This window comes from Bradyrhizobium sp. USDA 10063, from assembly GCF_054063735.1.
In genome coordinates this window covers 2,150,557-2,167,850 of sequence record NZ_JBSSGP010000002.1, presented here as the reverse complement: position 1 = coordinate 2,167,850, position 17,294 = coordinate 2,150,557, and the positions used below count along the sequence as shown (strand labels likewise).

The window sequence follows — 17,294 nt, the reverse complement described above, 5'->3', positions numbered from 1 at the left end:
GCTCCCTCTCCCGCTTGCGGGGGAGGGCTGGGGTGGGGGTGTCTCCGCATTGGGATTCCCCGAGGGGAGAGAATCCTCACCCGGCGCTTCGCGCCGACCTCCCCCGCAAGCGGGGGAGGTGAGCGATCTGCGGCTGATTCAATGTGATCGCATCGCGCTCTAACTAATGGGATTTGCCGCGGTTTCTGATCAACCGAACAGCGCCGCGTGCCGCCTCCTCCGCAAAGCGGTGCGCGGCCAGCGCGGTGTGGATCATTGGCACGAGCGGATCGTGTCGCCGCAGCGGGATCAGCACGTCGCCGATGGCAAAGCGCCCGCGCCAGATCGGGTTGATCATGGGATGGTCGGGTGCCGCGGTTGAATCCGCGGAACGGATCGCCGGATCGCTGCAGAGATGGCGCGTCAGATCGAGCGTCAACTGCACGCCCGGCGAATATTTGGCAAAGCGCTCGTCGATGCCGAGCTTGAAATAGAACGCGCGATCCTGATGCCGCAGCACGATTGCGGCTGCGACCGGCGTGTCGCCGGCGCGGAGCGTCACGATCTCGCATTGGCGGGTTTCGGCAAGCGCTGCCGTGGCGCGGCGGATGAAGGCGGCATCGCCATCGTGCTGGACGAGCGCGGTGCCGCGCTTGCCTTTCCAGCCGCTGGCTTCGAGCACGAGGCAGGTTTCAAGCGCGGCTGCGACTTCCGCAGGCGTGCGCGCCACCTCGAAGCTGACGGCGCCATGGTCGGCAAGACGATGACGCAGCCGGCGCAGCTCCTTCATTTTCTTGGCTCCGAGCGCGTCGAGCAGCAGTTCGTCCGCATTACGCGTCGTGTCGAGGCAGGCGCGAAGGTATGACTGCATCAGGTGAGGACGCATGCCGTTCAGCCGCAGCACTTCGGTGAAGGCGCGCATCACCTTGCCGTCCAGCGACATGTCGCGCAGGATCAGCGCATGCGCACCGGCCTTGCGCGCTTCCTGCATCAGCCGCTCCGCTGCCGCGTCAGTGAGGTCGCAATCGAGCGGCGGCGTGCACAGGGTGCCATAGGGCTGCGCGCTCACCAGCGCGGGCAGGGGGATCTTATAGGCGCGCCACAGTGAGACGACCGGCAGCAGGCCGATCATCCGCGCCGGTCCGTCATAGGCGAGCGGAGCATCGCTGAAGGCGCTGAGCGCCAAGGCGCCAGTGCGGCCGCGGGCCGAGGCGCTCACCGCCAACGCCCATTGCGGCAGGTAATAGGCGTTCGGCTCGACGACGCGCTCGGCGAGCGCGCGCCACTGGCCCATGGGAATATCAGCGAGCGGAGCGAGCGTGGGACCGCCCTTCGCCGGCGTGGCATCGTCGGTCGATACGCGATGGACAACCGCTTTGTCGGCGATCTCGGCCACTTTCCCCGCTCCCCGTGCGCAAGCGATGGAGCGACAGTTGACGTCGCCTCTCATGATCGCGCCTGCCTGGCAAGGCTAGCGGAAGAAATGCAAAATAGGGTTGGTTCGGCGCTGCAATTCGAGCGGTAATGTTAACGGGTTGTTCAGCAAAGGAGAGCCGCCGAAGCGCGTTCGGCGGCTCTCTTTGTCTCGTCAGTGCCTAGTAGCGATCAACGCCGATGCCCACGGTGCCGCCGGGCGTACGAATGCCGACGCCCGCGCGCGGGCCGTCATCGTAGTAGTCGCGTCCCCGATATTCGCGGCGTTCGATGTAGCGTTCGCGCGGCATGTAGTTGTAGGAATCGCGGATGATCACGCGCGATCCGCCGCGGGTACGGTAGCAGCGCCCATCGTCGTCGCAGACCACGCGGACCTGCTGCACGAGCTCTGGGCTGCTGTACTCCGTGGTGCTGTAGATGTCGGTGGCCTTGGCTGCGCTGCCGACAGACAGCGCGCCGACGCCGGCCAGCAAAGCGATTGCAAATGTCTTCATGGTTCCGCCTCCGCATAGATACTGCCCTCTCGGCTGACAAAGCTGCGCGGAGGGTTTCGTTCCGAAGGAACTGGCGTGGCGGATGGGTTCCGTCGCGCGCGCGATGTGCCTTCTCGCGAGGGAACAATTCAACCTGGGAACAGAGATCAGATCGGCTCGTAATTCTCCGTTGCGCAAGTATCCTCGCCTTCGACACGGCGACGATCCGCGATTGCGCCTTCATTGATGACGATGCGATAGGTCTGGGTGCCCAGCGGCTGGCCCATCACCGATGTCAGTTCGGCGCGCACACAGGCGGTCCATCCCGGTCCACGCGGATCGTGCAGCGGCTGCGAGACGCGGACATTGGTGGGACGCGAGGTCGATACAAACACCGCGTCCAGTTTTTCGCCGACCAGCCGCTTGATGTCGGGCGGTGCTTCAGGTGGTGGCGGCTCGGCTTCCTTGGCGCGCAAGAACGCCGGCATTGGCAGCGGAGAGCGGCTGTCCACAAAGCCGCACCCGGCCAGCGTCGCCGCCAGACCCATCATCAATACAACCCGAACGCCGCCCCATCCCATTCGACGTACTTACCCTGCGCAAATAAACTTGGCTGCCCCCGGATGGCGCGCTATCGATCAACTATTGCTGAAATGAGTCCGGGGCACGCCATGCTGCCGTTTTCCAGTATGAAGATACCGGGAGGAAGTGGCGGGGAGAGAGTGACAATGCGCAGGTTCATGGTCGCTGCGGCGGTGTTGGCGCTGATGGCGATGCCGGCCTACGCCCAGATGGGCGGCAAGCGGCATCACGGCGACGCGGCCGGAAGCAAGCAGGATAGTAAGCCAAAGATTGACGAGAAGGCTTACAAGGCCGCGCTCGAACGCATCCCCGCGCCAAAGGAAAAATACGATCCCTGGGGTGTGGCGCGGCCGGCCGAGCCTGCGAACAAGTCGAAATGATCTGACATCCGTCGTCGAACAACGGCGCGATGTTCATGGGGCCTGCGACACATCGCCCGCGATTCGCAAGCCGGCGCATCCTGCGATCGGCCGGCAAGGTTGAACCTGGCCGTCAAAGCTCACGACCAATTCGGCAAGCCATCGCATTGCTGGAGGTCGCCGATGTCGCGCCGCTCGCTCGCCAGACTGCTTGTTTCCGCTGCCGTGCTGCTCGGCGCGTGTCCCGCTTTGGCCGAGAACCGGCTGGCGCTGGTGATCGGACAATCCGCCTACAAGTCGGTGCCGGTGCTGCCCAATCCGGCCAATGACGCCAAGGCGATGACCCAGCTTCTCACCGATTCGGGCTTCCAGGTGGTATCGGCTTCCGATCTCTCGCAGAATGAATTGCGAGCCAAGGTCAGCGAATTCGCCGGCGAGGTCGCGGCAAAGGGCGCCGATACGGTGGCGCTGGTGTTCTATGCCGGCCACGGTCTGCAGGTCGATGGCGAGAACTTCCTCGTTCCGACCGACGTCGATCCGAAGCGCGAGGCCGACATTCCGATCCAGGCGGTGCGCCTCAACGACATCCTGAACACGCTGAACTCAGTGCCGAGCAAGATGCGTATCCTTTTGCTCGACGCCTGCCGCAACAATCCATTCCCGGAGCTCAAGAGCGCCGGTCACGGGCTTGCGATTGTCGACGCCAAGACCGGCGCGCCCGGCACCTTCCTGTCGTTCTCGACCTCGCCCGGCGCGGAAGCCGAAGACGGCGACGGCAGCAACAGTCCCTACACGACGGCGCTGCTGGCCGCGGCGAAGGAGCCGGCACCGATCGAGGAGACGTTAAAGCGCGTCCGCGTCGCGGTGAACAAGGCGACCGATGGCCGGCAGACGCCGTGGGACAGTTCGTCGCTGACCGAGGATTTCCGCTTCGTGGCTGATGCCGCCGGCACGAACGCTGCCGCGCCAAAGCTCGCATCGACCAGGCGCACGGTCGAGGAATGGAAGCGCCAATTGCAGGGCAAGCCGGTCGAGGCCGCCAATGAGATCATCGTCGCCGACGGCACCGACGAGGCCTATGAAGCCTTTGCTGCGCTCTATGCCTCGACGCCGCGCGGCCTGCAGGCGCGCGACTGGCTCGATCGCCATCGCCGCATGGTGGCCTGGAATAACGCTGTCCTCATCAACACAGCCGCTGGCTATCGCACGTTCCTCGCGCAATATCCCGACAGCGATCTCACCGCGACCGCACGCAGGCTGGAGGAGCGGCTGCGCAACCGGCCGAATATGGCATTGGCACTCGCAGCGCCCGTCAGCGTGCCCGCGACCAACGCCGCGCTGACCTGTCCCTGCAACGCGCCGTCGCAACCGGCACCGATCAGGAGGGTTGATACGCCCGCCAGGAAGCGCGCCGAGCCGGCGCCGCCCAAGCGCGCCAGCACGCCGCCGCCGCGCCGCGTCGTCGAGGAGGAAGAAGTCGTGGTCGTGCGCCGTCCGCCGCCGCGTGTAGTCTACGAACCCGCCGGACCGCCGGTCTCCATCGGAATCGGGATCGGCGGTGGCGGCTACGGCCGGCCCGGCGGCTATGGCGGATATGGCGGGCGCGGTGGCGATGGCTGGACCGGTCGCAGGAGTGGATACTGAGCAGGCAATGGCGTATCCATCCGGGCAAGATGCGGCAGCCACTGTCGATGACCGCATCTTCAGCGGAACGCCATGCGCCATCTCGTCCGCCTGCTCGCCGTGTTGTGTCTCGCGACTCCGGCCCTCGCATGGGAGCACTGGGGCGGCGATCGCGGCGGATCGCGCTTCTCGCCGCTCAAGGAGATTACGCCTGACAATGTCGCCAATCTGATCCGCGCCTGGGAATTCAGGACCGGCGATCTCGACCGCCGCGCGCCGGACGTGATGCGGCGGACGAAATTCCAGGCGACGCCGCTGTTCGTCGAGGACAGCCTGGTGTTCTGCTCGCCGTTCAACGAGGTGATCGCGCTCGATCCCGGGACCGGCGCGCAGAAGTGGCGCTTCGATCCCGGTATCAGCACTGGCCAGCGTCCCGCCAACCGTTATGTCTGCCGCGGCGTCACCTATTGGGTCGACGACAGCGCGCCCGCGGGCGCTGCCTGCCGATCGCGGATCTTCATGGGCACCAACGACGCTCGTCTGATCGCGCTCGATGCGAAGAGCGGGCTTCCTTGCGCCGGTTTCGGCAATGGCGGCGAGGTCAGGCTCGATATCGGCATGACACTGGAGTGGCCGGGCGAGTTTCAGGTGACCTCGCCGCCGGCGGTCGGCCGCGGCGTGATCGTGGTCGGCTCCGCGATCGGCGACAACCGCCGTGTCGACGCACCGCGCGGCATGGTGCGCGCCTTCGATGCGCGCAGCGGAGCGCCACGCTGGAATTTTGATCCGCTGATGCATGACGGCATCGAGGCGGGCCACGCCAATGTCTGGGCGCCGATGTCGGTGGATGAGACGCGCGCCCTGGTGTTCCTGCCGACGTCGTCGCCGAGCCCGGATTTCTGGGGCGGCAGGCGTCCGGGTAACAATCAGCATGCCAACTCCGTCGTCGCGCTGCGCATCGAGACCGGCGAACTGGTGTGGTCGTTCCAGACCGTGCATCACGATCTCTGGGATTACGACCTGCCGGCGCAGCCGACGCTGGTGCGGATCGATGTCAGCCAGGCCATGCGCGACGTCGTGATCCAGCCGACCAAGCAGGGCTTCGTCTTCGTGCTCGACCGCAATACCGGCAAGCCGATATGGCCGGTCGAGGAGCGCGCGGTGCCGCAGGGCGCGGCGGACGGCGAGAAGCCTTCGCCGACGCAGCCATTCCCGACCCATGTGCCGACGCTCGTGCCGCAGGGGATCTCGGTCGACGACGCGTTCGATCCGTTTCCGCTGGTCGGCCGCTCCACCTGCAAGGAGCAATTCGCAGCCGCGCGCAGCGAGGGCCTCTATACGCCGCCATCGACGCAAGGCACGCTGCTGTTTCCATTCACCGCCGGCGGCGTGAACTGGGGCGGCGTCGCGTTCGATCCGCTCCATCAGATCCTCTACGCCAATGTCAGCCGCGGTGTGCATCTCGTGAAGCTGATCCCGCGCGAGCAGGCTACCGGTTTCAATCCGCCGCCCGGCCATGATTTCGGCCGGCAGCAGGGCGCGCCTTTCGCGATGTCGCGTGCGATCGTGACTTCGCCGCTCGGATTGTTTTGCAACAAGCCGCCCTGGGGCGAGATGGTCGCGGTTGATCTCAGGGCCGGCAAGATTCTGTGGCGTTCGCCGGTCGGCACGACGGAGGATCGCGCGCCGCTCGGCATTGCACGCCCCTGGGGCATGCCGCTGGTGAATGGCGTCGTGGTCACCGCAGGCGGCCTCGTCTTCACCGGCGCGATGGATGCCTATCTGCGCGCGTTCGATGCCAGGACCGGCCGGGAGTTGTGGCAGGGCCGGCTGCCGGTGCCCGGCGTCGCCAATCCCATGACCTATCTGTGGAAGGGCGAGCAATATGTCGTGATCGGCGCCGGCGGCCATTCGGAAGCGGGCACGACGATCGGCGACAGTATGGTGGCCTTCCGTCTGCCGCGACAGGGCGAAGCGCCCTCGCTCTGGTCGCGCACGATCGACCGGCCGGGCGGACGCTTCCTTGGCGGGGCGACTTCAGCGGGACTCCTTCTCGCGGTGCTGGTGGCTGCGGCATGGCGCTGGCGCCGCCGACGCGATGCGCGCTAAGCCGTCACAGCATCGCAAAGGCGCTTGAGACCATCGCCACCGGCTTGTTGTCGGTGGCAGAGAGCAGCGTGACGCGGCCGAAACTCATGGTGCGGCCGAGGCGGACGACGCGCGCGTCCGCCAGCACGTCGGCGGCGCTCACCGCGCGCATGAAATGCGTGGTCTGGTCGACGGTGGTCATCGGCCGATAGCTGCGGTTGGCGGCAAGGTTGGCGATCACCATCGACGTATCCGCGAATGCCATCAGCGCCTGGCCGCAGACGACGCCGCCATGGCGGCACAGCCGTTCGGAGAAGGGCATGCGCAAGACCGCACCGGGCTGCCAATCGGCGCCGGCCTCCCGCGGCGGCGCAACATCAAAGCCCTCGATCGAGAGATTGAGATCGAGCACCCAGGGGGCAAATACCTCGCCAAGCACCCGCCGCGCATCATCGATGCCGAATTCCGTGACCCCTTCCTGCTGCATGGATGCGTATTCCTCTCCCTTGGCGATGACGGCGGATGCATTCTAGAGGGCATTTACCGGAAGGGAACAGCAGGGCGGCCGGCTTGAAATTGCCAGACTTTTGGCATCCCATGACCGCCATCTCAGGAGAGGGCGCCAAGATCCCGCAGATCTCAGGTCTGGGGCCTGCTTGGCGAAGCGGCTTGGGCGGGATATACGCCAAGCTAAATCCCGGGGGACTAGTGAGGGAGCATGTTATGAGAATTCTGGGCGCCATGGCGGTCGTGGCGATGCTGGCAACGCCGGCTTACGCGCAAATGCAGACCCCGCATATCAACCTGCTTGCGGACGGACCGACGAAGACGCCGGACGAGCTCGAGCAGGACGCGGTCAGGGACAAGGCCTACAGGGAATCGCTGAGGAAGATCCCCGACGCCAAGACGTCATCCGACCCGTGGGGTAGCGTGCGGAGCGAGGCGCCCAAGGCGGCCGCCCCGGCGAAGCCGAAGACCAAGACCGGCAGCGCGCAGCAGTAAGCGCCGACGTTACGCGGAGACTCGGATTCGGTCTCCGCTCTCCCTATATTTGGCCGGTCGTCACCTGGTTTGGAATTGCGACATGGCCTTGCGTCCGCGTGATCTTGCGAGCCGAATGGCCGCCCGGCGAAAGCGGGGCGACGGCTTCCTGCGCGAGACCTTTACCCTGCCGCGCGACGAGGCGCGGCTGAAGGCACGCGACTTCCTCAACCGGTATCCCAAGGCCGCCTATATGAGCGCGGTGGAAAGCTGGCGCGAATTGCCCGGCGACAGGATCGAATTCACGATGCGGCGTCTTGCCAGCGCCGATTGACGCGCCAGGTCCGGAAACGGTTCTGATCCAGATTTTTGTTTTGACGCGTTTTCTGCGCAGATAAGTCTACGCAATCTGCGTAACCTTGATTGCTATGCGAACCGGAATCCACTTCGCTCGAAAACGCTCTAGTCCAGCGTTTTCGCGACCAGTCGAATCCGACAGATCGGATGCTTGGTGTCGTCCAGCAGTTCGATCTGCCACTCCGCGTTTTCCTGAAGATGACGCGACACGCCGCTGATCATGTCGGCGCAGACACGAGTCATCTCCTTCCACGCCGCGTCGCGATCGGGAAACTCGGCACCGTCATTGCAGATGCCGGTGCCGTCGACGGTTCGGATGCGAAAGAAATAGAGCGGCATGAGATGGCACCGGCGCATCAAGGCCGCCGACGGGCAACCCACTGGGAACAGGAAGTGGAGTCCCTGGCGCCGTAAAGATCAATCCCGGTTATTTACGGAAGTGCTGTCAGCGCAATGATGAGTCGCCGGTGCCGGTCGCTTCGCGGCTGGCCTTCTTCAACTCGCGGTCGATGCGTAACTGGACGCGCCGAATCGCCAGCAACTGAAGCTTCGCCTCGGTCCTGCCGGTCTTGACTGTATCGCCGATCTGAAACTGCCACTTCCAGACACCGGGTGTGACCAACGTGACGGTATATTCGACGCCCTTATGGATCATCTTCAAGGCTCCGCACACACCCGGCGGCATTCCAGGCTGAACGAAAGGTTGCACCACATTGGAATCCGCCGAAGGGCAGTTGCCGCGTTGCGCGATCCGATCGCCCGATCCCGGTATTTCCAGCGCCATCAGTCGCCGTCCCCGAGCTTAACGTAAGTTAACATCGATCGAATCTGCCCGTTCCGGCGCACTGCATATTTTTCCCCGGGTTCAGGCAGGTCTGCTTTGAGCACGCCGATGTCGGCGCGCTCGATCAAATCGCGTCACGCTGGTGCGGAAGGAACTTCTCGCAAAATGCGGGCGGCAGCGGCGGCCCTTGGACAGGCGCGCGACACGCCCGGCCGACGAGGAACTTGTCCTCCAAGGACCCGAGGCATTCTGCGTACCGCCAAGCGTGGAAAGATACCGCCAAGCAGTCCGCCATCCGAAAACCCGTGCGTTCTCGGGCGGATGCACCAAATCGCGAACATTTTGATGGAACTTTGTTCTTGTCCGGAGAACTACGGCGCCCGGGCGGGCTCGATCGGTACATGGACACCCGATCCACGCCATGTTGGGTTTCACCGCGAACGATCGCCTGTCGTCGGGGCGAAGCAATCGTAGCTCGTCGATCGGCGACTGCAGGTCTGTGCGAGCTGTCGCATCATTGCTTGCCGGCAGCGGCGATCGGATGGCAGCGGGCAAATGATTGCTATGCGAGCATCGATCCGGAGCGCGTGTTCCGAGGAGCTTCGCAAGGCAGGTCACGGATGTTGCGAGAGCGCTTTGATCGATCACAGGCAGACTGCCGACATCGACGACTGCCAATTCTTCCCGACTGCTGCGGCGTCTCGACGGGATGGCGCGGCCTTACTGTTGCAACTGCCACTGCTCGGCGTAGACGGCCAGCCGATCATATTCTTCGGCGATCTTGAGCAGCCTCTCGCGCGAATTACGATAGACAAACGACTCTGCTTTGGTGCGGGTCTCTTCCGCTCGCTCTCGCCAATAGCTCGGGTCTTGCAGTGTGTTCCTCATGGGCACTTCCCGCTCTGATCTGTCTGAACGACAATTCCGGAACGGAAGCGATGCTCCCTTCACAAAAAGGGAAACCCGCATAGCCGCTAACTTGCGTTAAGGCGGAAAGGAACTTCGTTCTCGGTCGGAGAACTACGGATTGTCGTCCTCTTTCGGGAACGGCTCAAAGGTTTGACGTCCCAGGAACGTGTCAGGCTTTGCGGTTTGTTCGAGGAGTTGGAAGGATCGTGCGATGATCTCGCGCGAGCGCGTCGTGAATACGTCGTCCTGCGCCCAGGACGGGCGATAAATATAGGTGTGCCCGCCGATCATCTCGCGCTCCCTTGAATCATGCAGGCGGGAGCGCGATTGGTCTCTCAGCCACCGTTGCCTACGGGCGGATCCGCTGTCGGTGATGGACAGGCAACTCGGCGGGGCGGCTTTGGTTCAGAAGTGAATTTAGGGCGGCGGAGCCCCGGGGTGGGGCGCCCTGGGTTAACGAAAAGAACATATTGCGAACATGGAACAAAGATGGTACAGGCTTTCAACGCAATAGCCATCGAATCCTCATCGGCCCCCGTATTTCCCGCTAGCGAATCCCCGTCATAAGGAGCACATCCAATGTCCGCCACTGCCCTGCGTATCGTCGAAGGATCCTCCATGGATAAGTCCAAGGCTCTGTCTGCCGCGCTCTCCCAGATCGAGCGCCAGTTCGGCAAGGGCTCGGTGATGAAGCTTGGCAAGAACGATCGCTCGATGGATATCGAGACGGTATCGTCGGGGTCGCTCGGGCTCGACATCGCGCTTGGCGTCGGCGGCCTGCCGAAGGGACGCATCGTCGAGATCTACGGACCGGAATCTTCGGGCAAGACAACGCTGGCGCTGCATACGGTCGCGGAAGCGCAGAAGAAGGGCGGCATCTGTGCTTTCATCGACGCCGAACACGCGCTCGACCCGGTCTATGCGCGCAAGGTCGGCGTCAATATCGACGAGCTCCTGATTTCGCAGCCCGATACCGGCGAGCAGGCGCTGGAGATCTGCGACACGCTGGTGCGTTCGGGTGCGGTCGACGTGCTGGTGGTCGATTCGGTAGCGGCGCTGGTGCCGAAGGCCGAGCTCGAAGGCGAGATGGGTGATGCGCTGCCCGGCCTGCAGGCGCGCTTGATGAGTCAGGCGCTGCGCAAGCTCACCGCCTCCATCAACAAGTCCAACACCATGGTGATCTTCATCAACCAGATCCGCATGAAGATCGGCGTGATGTACGGCTCGCCGGAGACGACCACCGGCGGCAACGCACTGAAGTTTTACGCCTCCGTCCGCCTCGACATCCGCCGCATCGGCGCGATCAAGGAGCGCGACGAGGTGGTCGGCAACACCACGCGCGTGAAGGTGGTCAAGAACAAGCTGGCGCCGCCCTTCAAGCAGGTCGAGTTCGACATCATGTATGGCGAGGGCGTCTCCAAGATGGGCGAGATCCTCGACCTCGGCGTCAAGGCCGGTATCGTCGAGAAGTCCGGTGCCTGGTTCTCCTATGACAGCCAGCGGCTCGGGCAGGGCCGTGAGAACTCCAAGGCGTTCCTCCGCTCCAACCCCGACATCACCAGCAAGATCGAGCTCGCGATCCGGCAGAACTCCGGCCTGATCGCCGAGCAGATCCTCGCCGGCACACCCGAGCGCGACGCCGACGGTGAGGAGCCGGCGGAAGAGTAAGTTTCGAGATATCCGATTTCTTCGCGGGAAGCGGGCGCTGAGGACGTTGAGTTGCCGACGTCTTCGGCGCCCGTTTTGTTTTGGTTTGGGTGATTGCCGGAGAGAATGATGAAGCCCCTGGTCCTGACGGGCTGGTTGATCCCGGAGTTTATTAAATCTGATTTCGCCGATCTCGCTGTTGATTTCTTCTATCGCTTCACGTGGGGACCGTTACCGTCTCCAGAAGAGCTGGCAGCCCATCTTGGTCCCCGCACGTCCGGCCAAAAGCAAGGGACTCACTGGTCGGATTTTGCGACCCGGTGGTCGCGTAGCGAAAACAAGCGCCACAGGGATCTCGGCTTGGCCGAGTTCTGCCAGCAATACGAGAGCGTGGAGCTATGGTACGACGTACGCCCGGACGCCCAACTGCAACTGGTCTGGCTGCTCGATTACTTCAGCTCCTATCCCGAAACCGTCGCCAGATTGAGGCTGCGCCTTGTTGACCTTGAGATGATCGGGCTTCATCCGGGCGGTTTTCACAAGTGGCGACCGCCCGCCATCGATGTCACCGAGAAGGAACTCGCAACGGCAAGCGCCGCATGGCAGGCCTATCGGGCGCCGACGCCGGAAGCCTGCTTCGGTCTGCTCCGCAAGGACTTGAGTGCTCTGCCGTCGCTCAAGCCTGTCCTGCTCGATCTCCTGGAAGAGCTTCCCTCGGCTTCGACCGGGCTGGGTGCGACGGAAATGCGGATGCTGGAGCTGATCTCAAGGGGCTATGCGAACGTCAATCCGCTTTTCCACTTCCGGCAGCTTCGCCAGACGCACGTCTTCGACGAGTGGCAGCACGGCTACCTGCTTGACGGGCTTGGGCTTGGCCCGACTCCTGCGGTCGCGGGACTCGACGAGGAACTACGGACGATCGGGCGGGATAACCTGCGGGACCGGCACACGGCTCTCTTACGAAGCCGGCTGTCGCTGACAGATTTCGGCAAGGCCGTCGTCGGCCACAAGGAAGATTTCAGCCGCCACAACCCGATCGACCGCTGGTGGGGCGGCACGCATTTGACGAACGATAACCTCTGGCGCTGGAGTCCTGGGCTGATCGCGCCTTAGAGACGGCGAGTAGGATGGGTTTCGTCTACCTACTCAACTGTCATTGCCGGGCTCGACCCGGCAAGCCATCCTTCTTCCAAAGACTCTTTTGGGATGGATGCCCGGGTCAAGCCCGGGCATGACGAACTAACATCACTCCGCAGCCTGCGCGTAATCGCTCACCGGCGGGCAGGAGCACACCAAATTGCGGTCGCCGTAGGCGTTGTCGACGCGGCCGACCGGGCTCCAGTATTTGTCCGTGCGCGAGACCCCGTCCGGGAAACAGCCCTCGGCGCGGCTGTAGGCGCGATTCCACCCGTCGTCGGCGATGTCGTGCACGGTGTGCGGAGCGTAGCGGAGCGGCGAGGCTTCGACCTTGAAGCGGCCGCCTTCGATCTCGGCGATCTCCTGGCGGATCGCGATCATGGCATCACAAAAACGATCCAGCTCGGCCTTGGATTCCGATTCCGTCGGCTCGATCATCAGCGTGCCCGGCACCGGGAAGCTCATGGTCGGCGCGTGGAAGCCGTAATCGATCAGGCGCTTTGCAATGTCGTCGACGGTGACGCCGGCCGAAGTCTTCAGCGGCCGCGGATCGACGATGCATTCATGGGCGACGCGGCCCTTGGCGTTGCGGTACAGCACCGGGAAATGCGGGTGCAAACGTGCGGCGATGTAGTTGGCATTGAGGATCGCGATCTCGGTGGCACGTGTCAGGCCTTCGCCGCCCATCATCAGGATGTAGATGTAGGAGATGGTCAGGATCGACGCCGAGCCGAACGGCGCCGCCGACACCGGCCCGATCGGGTGCGGCGTTCCGCCGTCGGTTGCGGGATGGCCGGGCAGATAAGGGGCCAGATGCGCCCGCACGCCGATCGGGCCCATGCCAGGGCCGCCGCCGCCATGCGGAATGCAGAACGTCTTGTGCAGGTTGAGATGGCTGACGTCGGCGCCATAGTCGCCAGGCCGCGACAATCCGACCTGCGCATTCAGGTTGGCGCCGTCGAGATAGACCTGCCCGCCATGCTGATGCACGATGTCGCAGATCTCGCTGATGTGCTCCTCGAACACGCCATGCGTCGAGGGATAGGTGATCATCACGGCTGCAAGATTTGCCGAATGCTTCTCCGCCTTGGCGCGGAGATCATTGACATCGACGTCGCCGCGCGCATCGCAGGCGACCACCACGACCTCCATGCCGGCCATCGCGGCGGAAGCCGGATTGGTGCCGTGGGCGGAGGAGGGGATCAGGCAGATCCTGCGATGGGCCTCGCCGCGCGCGGCATGATAGCCGCGGATCGCGAGCAGGCCGGCATACTCGCCCTGCGCCCCTGAATTCGGCTGCAGCGACACCGCGTCATAGCCGGTGATGTCGCACAGCCATTTCTCCAAGCGCGCAAACAGCGCGTGATAGCCCTTGGCCTGATCTGCCGGCGCGAACGGATGCAGATTGCCGAAGGCGGGCCAGGTCAGCGGCACCATCTCCGTGGTCGCGTTCAGCTTCATGGTGCAGGAGCCGAGCGGGATCATCGCACGGTCGAGCGCGAGGTCGCGATCACTGAGCTTGCGCATGTAGCGGAGCAGCTCGGTCTCGGAGCGGTGCGCATGGAACACCCGATGGGTCAGGAACGCGGTCGTGCGCTTCAATTCCGTCGGCAGCGCCTCGCGCGCACCGGCCTCGACGTCGGCATAGGCAAGGTTGCCGCCGAATGTGCGCCACACCGCCTCGATGATCTCAGGCGTCGTGGTCTCGTCGACGGCGATGCCGAGCGTACCTTGGCCAATCCGCAGATTGATCTTCTCCGCGAGCGCGCGGGCCACGATCTCGCTTTGCTTCGCGCCAGCCTCGACGGTCAGCGTGTCGAAGAACGCCTCGCTCGTGGGCGCGAAGCCGAGCTTGCGCAATCCCGCCGCCAGCACGGCGGCGCGGCGATGCACGTTGCGCGCGATATGAGTAAGGCCTTCGGGGCCGTGATAGACCGCATACATCGAGGCGATCACGGCGAGCAGCACCTGCGCGGTGCAGATGTTCGAGGTCGCCTTCTCGCGGCGGATATGCTGCTCGCGGGTCTGCAGCGCCAGCCGGTAGGCCGGCAGCCCGCGCGAATCCACGGAGAGCCCGACGATGCGGCCGGGCAGCGAGCGCTTCAGCGCATCGCGCACCGCCATGTAGGCGGCATGCGGGCCGCCATAGCCCATCGGCACGCCAAAGCGCTGCGCCGAGCCGATGGCGATGTCGGCGCCGAGTTCGCCCGGCGAGGCCAGCAGCGTCAGCGCCAAGAGGTCGGCGGCGACGATCGCGAGCGCGCCCTTGGCACGCAGCGCCGTGATCGCGGGCCGCAGGTCGCGCACCGCGCCCGACGTGGCCGGATATTGCAGGAGGGCACCGAGCACGTCGGCCTTGTCGAGATCGGTGAGGGGGTCGCCGACGATCAGGCTCCAGCCCAGCGGCTCGGCCCGGGTGCGCAGCACCGCGAGCGTCTGCGGATGGACTTCGTGATCGACGAAGAATGCCTGCGCCTTCACCTGCGAGTGCCGCTCGGCCAGTGCCATCGCTTCCGCTGCCGCCGTCGCCTCGTCGAGCAGCGAGGCGTTGGCGATGTCGAGCCCGGTCAGGTCGCAGATCATGGTCTGGAAGTTGAACAGCGCCTCCAGCCGGCCCTGGCTGATCTCGGGCTGATAGGGCGTATACGCCGTGTACCAGGCCGGATTTTCCAGGATGTTGCGCTGGATCACCGCGGGCAAAATCGTGCCGGAATAGCCTTGGCCGATCAGCGAGGTGAACACCTGGTTCTGCGCGGCGAGCTCGTTCATGTGGGCCAGCGCCTCGGTCTCGCTCAGCGCGCGGCCGAGATCGAGCGGCGCCTTCTGCCGGATCGAAGAAGGCAGCGTCTCGCCCATCAGCGCGGCAAGGTCTTTCGCGCCGACCGTCTCCAGCATCGCGTCGATATCGCGCGGGGAGGGGCCGATGTGGCGGCGCACGAAGGTGGCGGCAGCTTCACTGGTCGGTTTGAACGGCGCGTTCATGTTCATTCCTCTCTATTCCCCGTCATGCCCCGCGAAGGCGGGGCATCCAGTATTCACTGGCATCAGTGATTGAGCCGAGACGTCGCGGCGTACTGGATCGTCCGCCTTCGCGGACGATGACAGCGAGTATGTTGCGAAGGGCCTCATCATCATCTCACGCGGTGTGGGCTTTGTAGGCGGCTTCGTCCATCAGGCCGCCGAGCTCGCCCTTGTCGGCGACCTTCATCTTGAAGAACCAGGCCTTGCCGGCGGCATCCGAATTGACCAGCGCCGGCTCGGCGGCAAGGGCGTCATTGACCTCGAGCACTTCGCCCGAGATCGGCGCGTAGACGTCGGAGGCCGCCTTCACGGATTCGACGACGGCGGCGGCTTCCGCCTTCTTCAGCGTGCGCCCGATCTTCGGCAGCTCGACGAACACGACGTCGCCGAGTTGCGTCTGCGCGTAGTCGGTGATCCCGATGGTGGCGACATCGCCCTCGATGCGGAGCCATTCGTGGTCGGACGTGTAGAGCGTCGTCATGAAACTTCCTCAGCGTTTATAGGTGTTGGGAACGAAAGGCGTGGCGGCGACCGCAAGCGGCAGGCGCTGGCCGCGCACCTCGGCAAAAACGGTAGTGCCGATGCCGGAGAGCGAGGTGGGCAAATAGCCCATCGCGACAGGCGCATTGAGGCTCGGGCCAAAGCCGCCGGAGGTGACCTTGCCGATCGCCTCGCCCGTATCAGCGTCGGCAAACAGCGGCGCGCCCTCGCGCACCGGGGCGCGTCCCTGCGCCTTCAACCCGACGCGGCGGCGCGGCGCGCCATGCTCGAACTGGCCGAGGATCTTGTCCGCGCCCGGAAAGCCGGCAGGCCGCGCGCCGCCCTTGCGGCGGCTCTTCTGGACCGACCATTCCAGCGCGGCTTCGACCGGCGTTGTCGTGGTGTCGATGTCGTGGCCGTAGAGGCAGAGCCCGGCCTCCAGCCGGAGGCTGTCGCGCGCGCCAAGCCCGATCGGCAGCACGTCCGGATTATCCAGGAGCCGGGTCACCAGCGCTTCGGCCTGCGCCGCCGGAACGGAGATCTCAAAACCGTCCTCGCCGGTATAGCCGGAGCGGGAGACGAAGCAGTCGAATTCAGCGACGCGGCGCGGGCCGGCGTCCATGAACTTCATCGCCGGCGCGTCTGCACAAATTTCCGCCAGCGCCGATTCGGCCTTCGGCCCCTGCAGCGCGACCAGCGCGCGGCCTTCCAGCGAATCGATGTCGCAGGCATCAGATAAAAGCTGTCGGAGATGCGCCTCGTCCTCGGCCTTGCAGGCCGCATTCACCACCAGGAACAGGTGATCGCCGAAATTCGCGACCATGAGGTCATCGAGGATGCCGCCATCGGAATTGGTGAACTGGGCGTAGCGCTGCCGTCCCGGCGCGATGCCCAGGATGTCCTGCGGCACCAGCCGCTCCAGCGCCAGCGCCGCGTCGGAGACCTCGCCGGATTTCGGCCAGAGCGCGATCTGGCCCATATGGGAGACGTCGAACAGGCCGGCGTGGCTGCGCGTATGAAGGTGCTCCTTCAGGACGCCCGCCGGATATTGCACGGGCATGTCATAGCCCGCGAACGGCACCATCTTGCCGCCGCGGGCAAGGTGCAGCGCGTGGAGGGGAGTGCGTTTGAGCTCGGATTGGTCTCGCGCAAGCATTACAGGGCCCTCGCGGTTCCCCTGGGGACCATCCCCTGGAAACCCAAAAGCCCCATCTGTCGCTTTGCCTGAGAGTATTATCCCGTCGGCGGGCGCGGCCGGCTTGAAGCCATCAGCGCCTCTTTCCAGATGTCAGTGGTCACGCGGTCCTTTTGCCTGAGAGTTTCCGGGGCGGTTGCTCCTTCGGCGCCGGCTAGGCCGGTCTCTCCCGACGTGACGATGTATAGATAAGAGGGAAACACGGCGCGGCCAAGGCTGTCAACGCAGCCGCGGCAACTATCAAC

The 17,294-nt window shown here is 64.6% G+C and carries 18 protein-coding genes and 1 riboswitch; of the genes, 7 read left to right on the top strand and 11 right to left on the bottom strand.

What is annotated here, in order from left to right; genetic code table 11:
- Positions 1 to 163 precede the first annotated feature (163 nt).
- The 3 genes from ACVJGD_RS12675 to ACVJGD_RS12665 form a co-directional block, all read right to left on the bottom strand.
- Entirely contained in the window at positions 164 to 1,375 is a 1,212-nt protein-coding gene (locus ACVJGD_RS12675; protein ID WP_456634651.1) for a GNAT family N-acetyltransferase, read from the bottom strand.
- A gap of 199 nt (positions 1,376 to 1,574) precedes the next feature.
- Positions 1,575 to 1,907, bottom strand: a complete 333-nt coding sequence (locus tag ACVJGD_RS12670) for a hypothetical protein (RefSeq protein ID WP_456634650.1) — start codon at positions 1,905 to 1,907, stop codon at positions 1,575 to 1,577.
- Between the two features lie 146 nt (positions 1,908 to 2,053).
- Positions 2,054 to 2,437, bottom strand: coding sequence for a hypothetical protein (locus tag ACVJGD_RS12665; RefSeq protein ID WP_456634649.1), 384 nt, complete (start codon positions 2,435 to 2,437; stop codon positions 2,054 to 2,056).
- Between the two features lie 177 nt (positions 2,438 to 2,614).
- Here ACVJGD_RS12665 and ACVJGD_RS12660 point away from each other — a divergent pair, with 177 nt between their 5' ends.
- From ACVJGD_RS12660 to ACVJGD_RS12650, 3 genes are all read left to right on the top strand, one after another.
- Positions 2,615 to 2,848, top strand: a complete 234-nt coding sequence (locus ACVJGD_RS12660; RefSeq protein ID WP_456634648.1) for a hypothetical protein — start codon at positions 2,615 to 2,617, stop codon at positions 2,846 to 2,848.
- Between the two features lie 162 nt (positions 2,849 to 3,010).
- Entirely contained in the window at positions 3,011 to 4,471 is a 1,461-nt protein-coding gene (locus tag ACVJGD_RS12655) for a caspase family protein (protein WP_456634647.1), read from the top strand.
- Positions 4,472 to 4,543: 72 nt separating this feature from the next.
- The gene (locus tag ACVJGD_RS12650) at positions 4,544 to 6,559 is read left to right on the top strand and encodes a pyrroloquinoline quinone-dependent dehydrogenase (RefSeq protein WP_456634646.1); all 2,016 of its coding nucleotides are present in this window, start codon (positions 4,544 to 4,546) and stop codon (positions 6,557 to 6,559) included.
- A gap of 4 nt (positions 6,560 to 6,563) precedes the next feature.
- On the opposite strand, the gene ACVJGD_RS12645 is transcribed toward ACVJGD_RS12650, so the two are convergent.
- A complete protein-coding gene (locus tag ACVJGD_RS12645) occupies positions 6,564 to 7,025 on the bottom strand; it encodes a PaaI family thioesterase (protein WP_456634645.1) in 462 nt (153 codons plus the stop codon).
- A 236-nt stretch (positions 7,026 to 7,261) separates the two neighbouring features.
- Between ACVJGD_RS12645 and ACVJGD_RS12640 the strand changes: the two genes are divergently transcribed.
- Positions 7,262 to 7,540 (top strand): hypothetical protein, encoded by a 279-nt coding sequence (locus ACVJGD_RS12640; RefSeq protein ID WP_456634644.1) that lies wholly within the window; start codon positions 7,262 to 7,264, stop codon positions 7,538 to 7,540.
- Positions 7,541 to 7,622: 82 nt separating this feature from the next.
- Positions 7,623 to 7,853: a hypothetical protein gene (locus tag ACVJGD_RS12635; RefSeq protein WP_028163513.1), complete on the top strand. Its 231-nt coding sequence runs from the start codon at positions 7,623 to 7,625 to the stop codon at positions 7,851 to 7,853.
- A gap of 128 nt (positions 7,854 to 7,981) precedes the next feature.
- On the opposite strand, the gene ACVJGD_RS12630 is transcribed toward ACVJGD_RS12635, so the two are convergent.
- The 4 genes from ACVJGD_RS12630 to ACVJGD_RS12615 all read right to left on the bottom strand — a co-directional run bounded on the left by ACVJGD_RS12630 (position 7,982) and on the right by ACVJGD_RS12615 (position 9,860).
- A complete protein-coding gene (locus ACVJGD_RS12630) occupies positions 7,982 to 8,215 on the bottom strand; it encodes a DUF6894 family protein (RefSeq protein ID WP_456634643.1) in 234 nt (77 codons plus the stop codon).
- Between the two features lie 106 nt (positions 8,216 to 8,321).
- A complete protein-coding gene (locus tag ACVJGD_RS12625; protein ID WP_456634642.1) occupies positions 8,322 to 8,660 on the bottom strand; it encodes a hypothetical protein in 339 nt (112 codons plus the stop codon).
- 720 nt (positions 8,661 to 9,380) lie between these two features.
- Positions 9,381 to 9,548: a hypothetical protein gene (locus tag ACVJGD_RS12620; RefSeq protein WP_456634641.1), complete on the bottom strand. Its 168-nt coding sequence runs from the start codon at positions 9,546 to 9,548 to the stop codon at positions 9,381 to 9,383.
- Positions 9,549 to 9,680: 132 nt separating this feature from the next.
- Positions 9,681 to 9,860: a hypothetical protein gene (locus ACVJGD_RS12615; protein WP_456634640.1), complete on the bottom strand. Its 180-nt coding sequence runs from the start codon at positions 9,858 to 9,860 to the stop codon at positions 9,681 to 9,683.
- 288 nt (positions 9,861 to 10,148) lie between these two features.
- On the opposite strand from ACVJGD_RS12615, the gene recA reads away from it, so the two are divergent.
- Both recA and ACVJGD_RS12605 read left to right on the top strand, forming a co-directional pair.
- Positions 10,149 to 11,237: a recombinase RecA gene (gene recA, locus ACVJGD_RS12610; RefSeq protein WP_456634639.1), complete on the top strand. Its 1,089-nt coding sequence runs from the start codon at positions 10,149 to 10,151 to the stop codon at positions 11,235 to 11,237.
- A gap of 105 nt (positions 11,238 to 11,342) precedes the next feature.
- Positions 11,343 to 12,329: a hypothetical protein gene (locus ACVJGD_RS12605; RefSeq protein WP_456634638.1), complete on the top strand. Its 987-nt coding sequence runs from the start codon at positions 11,343 to 11,345 to the stop codon at positions 12,327 to 12,329.
- A 132-nt stretch (positions 12,330 to 12,461) separates the two neighbouring features.
- On the opposite strand, the gene gcvP is transcribed toward ACVJGD_RS12605, so the two are convergent.
- From gcvP to gcvT, 3 genes are all read right to left on the bottom strand, one after another.
- On the bottom strand, positions 12,462 to 15,335 hold the full coding sequence (gene gcvP, locus ACVJGD_RS12600) for an aminomethyl-transferring glycine dehydrogenase (RefSeq protein ID WP_456634637.1): 2,874 nt from the start codon (positions 15,333 to 15,335) through the stop codon (positions 12,462 to 12,464).
- A gap of 154 nt (positions 15,336 to 15,489) precedes the next feature.
- Positions 15,490 to 15,855: a glycine cleavage system protein GcvH gene (gene gcvH, locus ACVJGD_RS12595; RefSeq protein ID WP_456634636.1), complete on the bottom strand. Its 366-nt coding sequence runs from the start codon at positions 15,853 to 15,855 to the stop codon at positions 15,490 to 15,492.
- A 9-nt stretch (positions 15,856 to 15,864) separates the two neighbouring features.
- Positions 15,865 to 17,010 (bottom strand): glycine cleavage system aminomethyltransferase GcvT, encoded by a 1,146-nt coding sequence (gcvT, locus tag ACVJGD_RS12590; protein WP_456634635.1) that lies wholly within the window; start codon positions 17,008 to 17,010, stop codon positions 15,865 to 15,867.
- Between the two features lie 135 nt (positions 17,011 to 17,145).
- Positions 17,146 to 17,231: riboswitch (glycine riboswitch) on the bottom strand.
- Positions 17,232 to 17,294 lie beyond the last annotated feature (63 nt).

Bases quoted from the DNA above. Each gene is read 5' to 3' on its own strand.
- ACVJGD_RS12660 (WP_456634648.1), top strand. From the start codon at position 2,615: ATGCGCAGGTTCATGGTCGCTGCGGCGGTGTTGGCGCTGATGGCGATG.
- ACVJGD_RS12625 (WP_456634642.1), bottom strand. From the start codon at position 8,660: ATGGCGCTGGAAATACCGGGATCGGGCGATCGGATCGCGCAACGCGGC.
- gcvP (WP_456634637.1), bottom strand. From the start codon at position 15,335: ATGAACGCGCCGTTCAAACCGACCAGTGAAGCTGCCGCCACCTTCGTG.
- ACVJGD_RS12665 (WP_456634649.1), bottom strand. From the start codon at position 2,437: ATGATGGGTCTGGCGGCGACGCTGGCCGGGTGCGGCTTTGTGGACAGC.
- ACVJGD_RS12655 (WP_456634647.1), top strand. From the start codon at position 3,011: ATGTCGCGCCGCTCGCTCGCCAGACTGCTTGTTTCCGCTGCCGTGCTG.
- ACVJGD_RS12650 (WP_456634646.1), top strand. From the start codon at position 4,544: ATGCGCCATCTCGTCCGCCTGCTCGCCGTGTTGTGTCTCGCGACTCCG.
- ACVJGD_RS12640 (WP_456634644.1), top strand. From the start codon at position 7,262: ATGAGAATTCTGGGCGCCATGGCGGTCGTGGCGATGCTGGCAACGCCG.
- ACVJGD_RS12635 (WP_028163513.1), top strand. From the start codon at position 7,623: ATGGCCTTGCGTCCGCGTGATCTTGCGAGCCGAATGGCCGCCCGGCGA.
- ACVJGD_RS12605 (WP_456634638.1), top strand. From the start codon at position 11,343: ATGATGAAGCCCCTGGTCCTGACGGGCTGGTTGATCCCGGAGTTTATT.
- ACVJGD_RS12615 (WP_456634640.1), bottom strand. From the start codon at position 9,860: ATGATCGGCGGGCACACCTATATTTATCGCCCGTCCTGGGCGCAGGAC.
- gcvH (WP_456634636.1), bottom strand. From the start codon at position 15,855: ATGACGACGCTCTACACGTCCGACCACGAATGGCTCCGCATCGAGGGC.
- ACVJGD_RS12645 (WP_456634645.1), bottom strand. From the start codon at position 7,025: ATGCAGCAGGAAGGGGTCACGGAATTCGGCATCGATGATGCGCGGCGG.
- ACVJGD_RS12630 (WP_456634643.1), bottom strand. From the start codon at position 8,215: ATGCCGCTCTATTTCTTTCGCATCCGAACCGTCGACGGCACCGGCATC.
- ACVJGD_RS12670 (WP_456634650.1), bottom strand. From the start codon at position 1,907: ATGAAGACATTTGCAATCGCTTTGCTGGCCGGCGTCGGCGCGCTGTCT.
- gcvT (WP_456634635.1), bottom strand. From the start codon at position 17,010: ATGCTTGCGCGAGACCAATCCGAGCTCAAACGCACTCCCCTCCACGCG.
- ACVJGD_RS12620 (WP_456634641.1), bottom strand. From the start codon at position 9,548: ATGAGGAACACACTGCAAGACCCGAGCTATTGGCGAGAGCGAGCGGAA.
- recA (WP_456634639.1), top strand. From the start codon at position 10,149: ATGTCCGCCACTGCCCTGCGTATCGTCGAAGGATCCTCCATGGATAAG.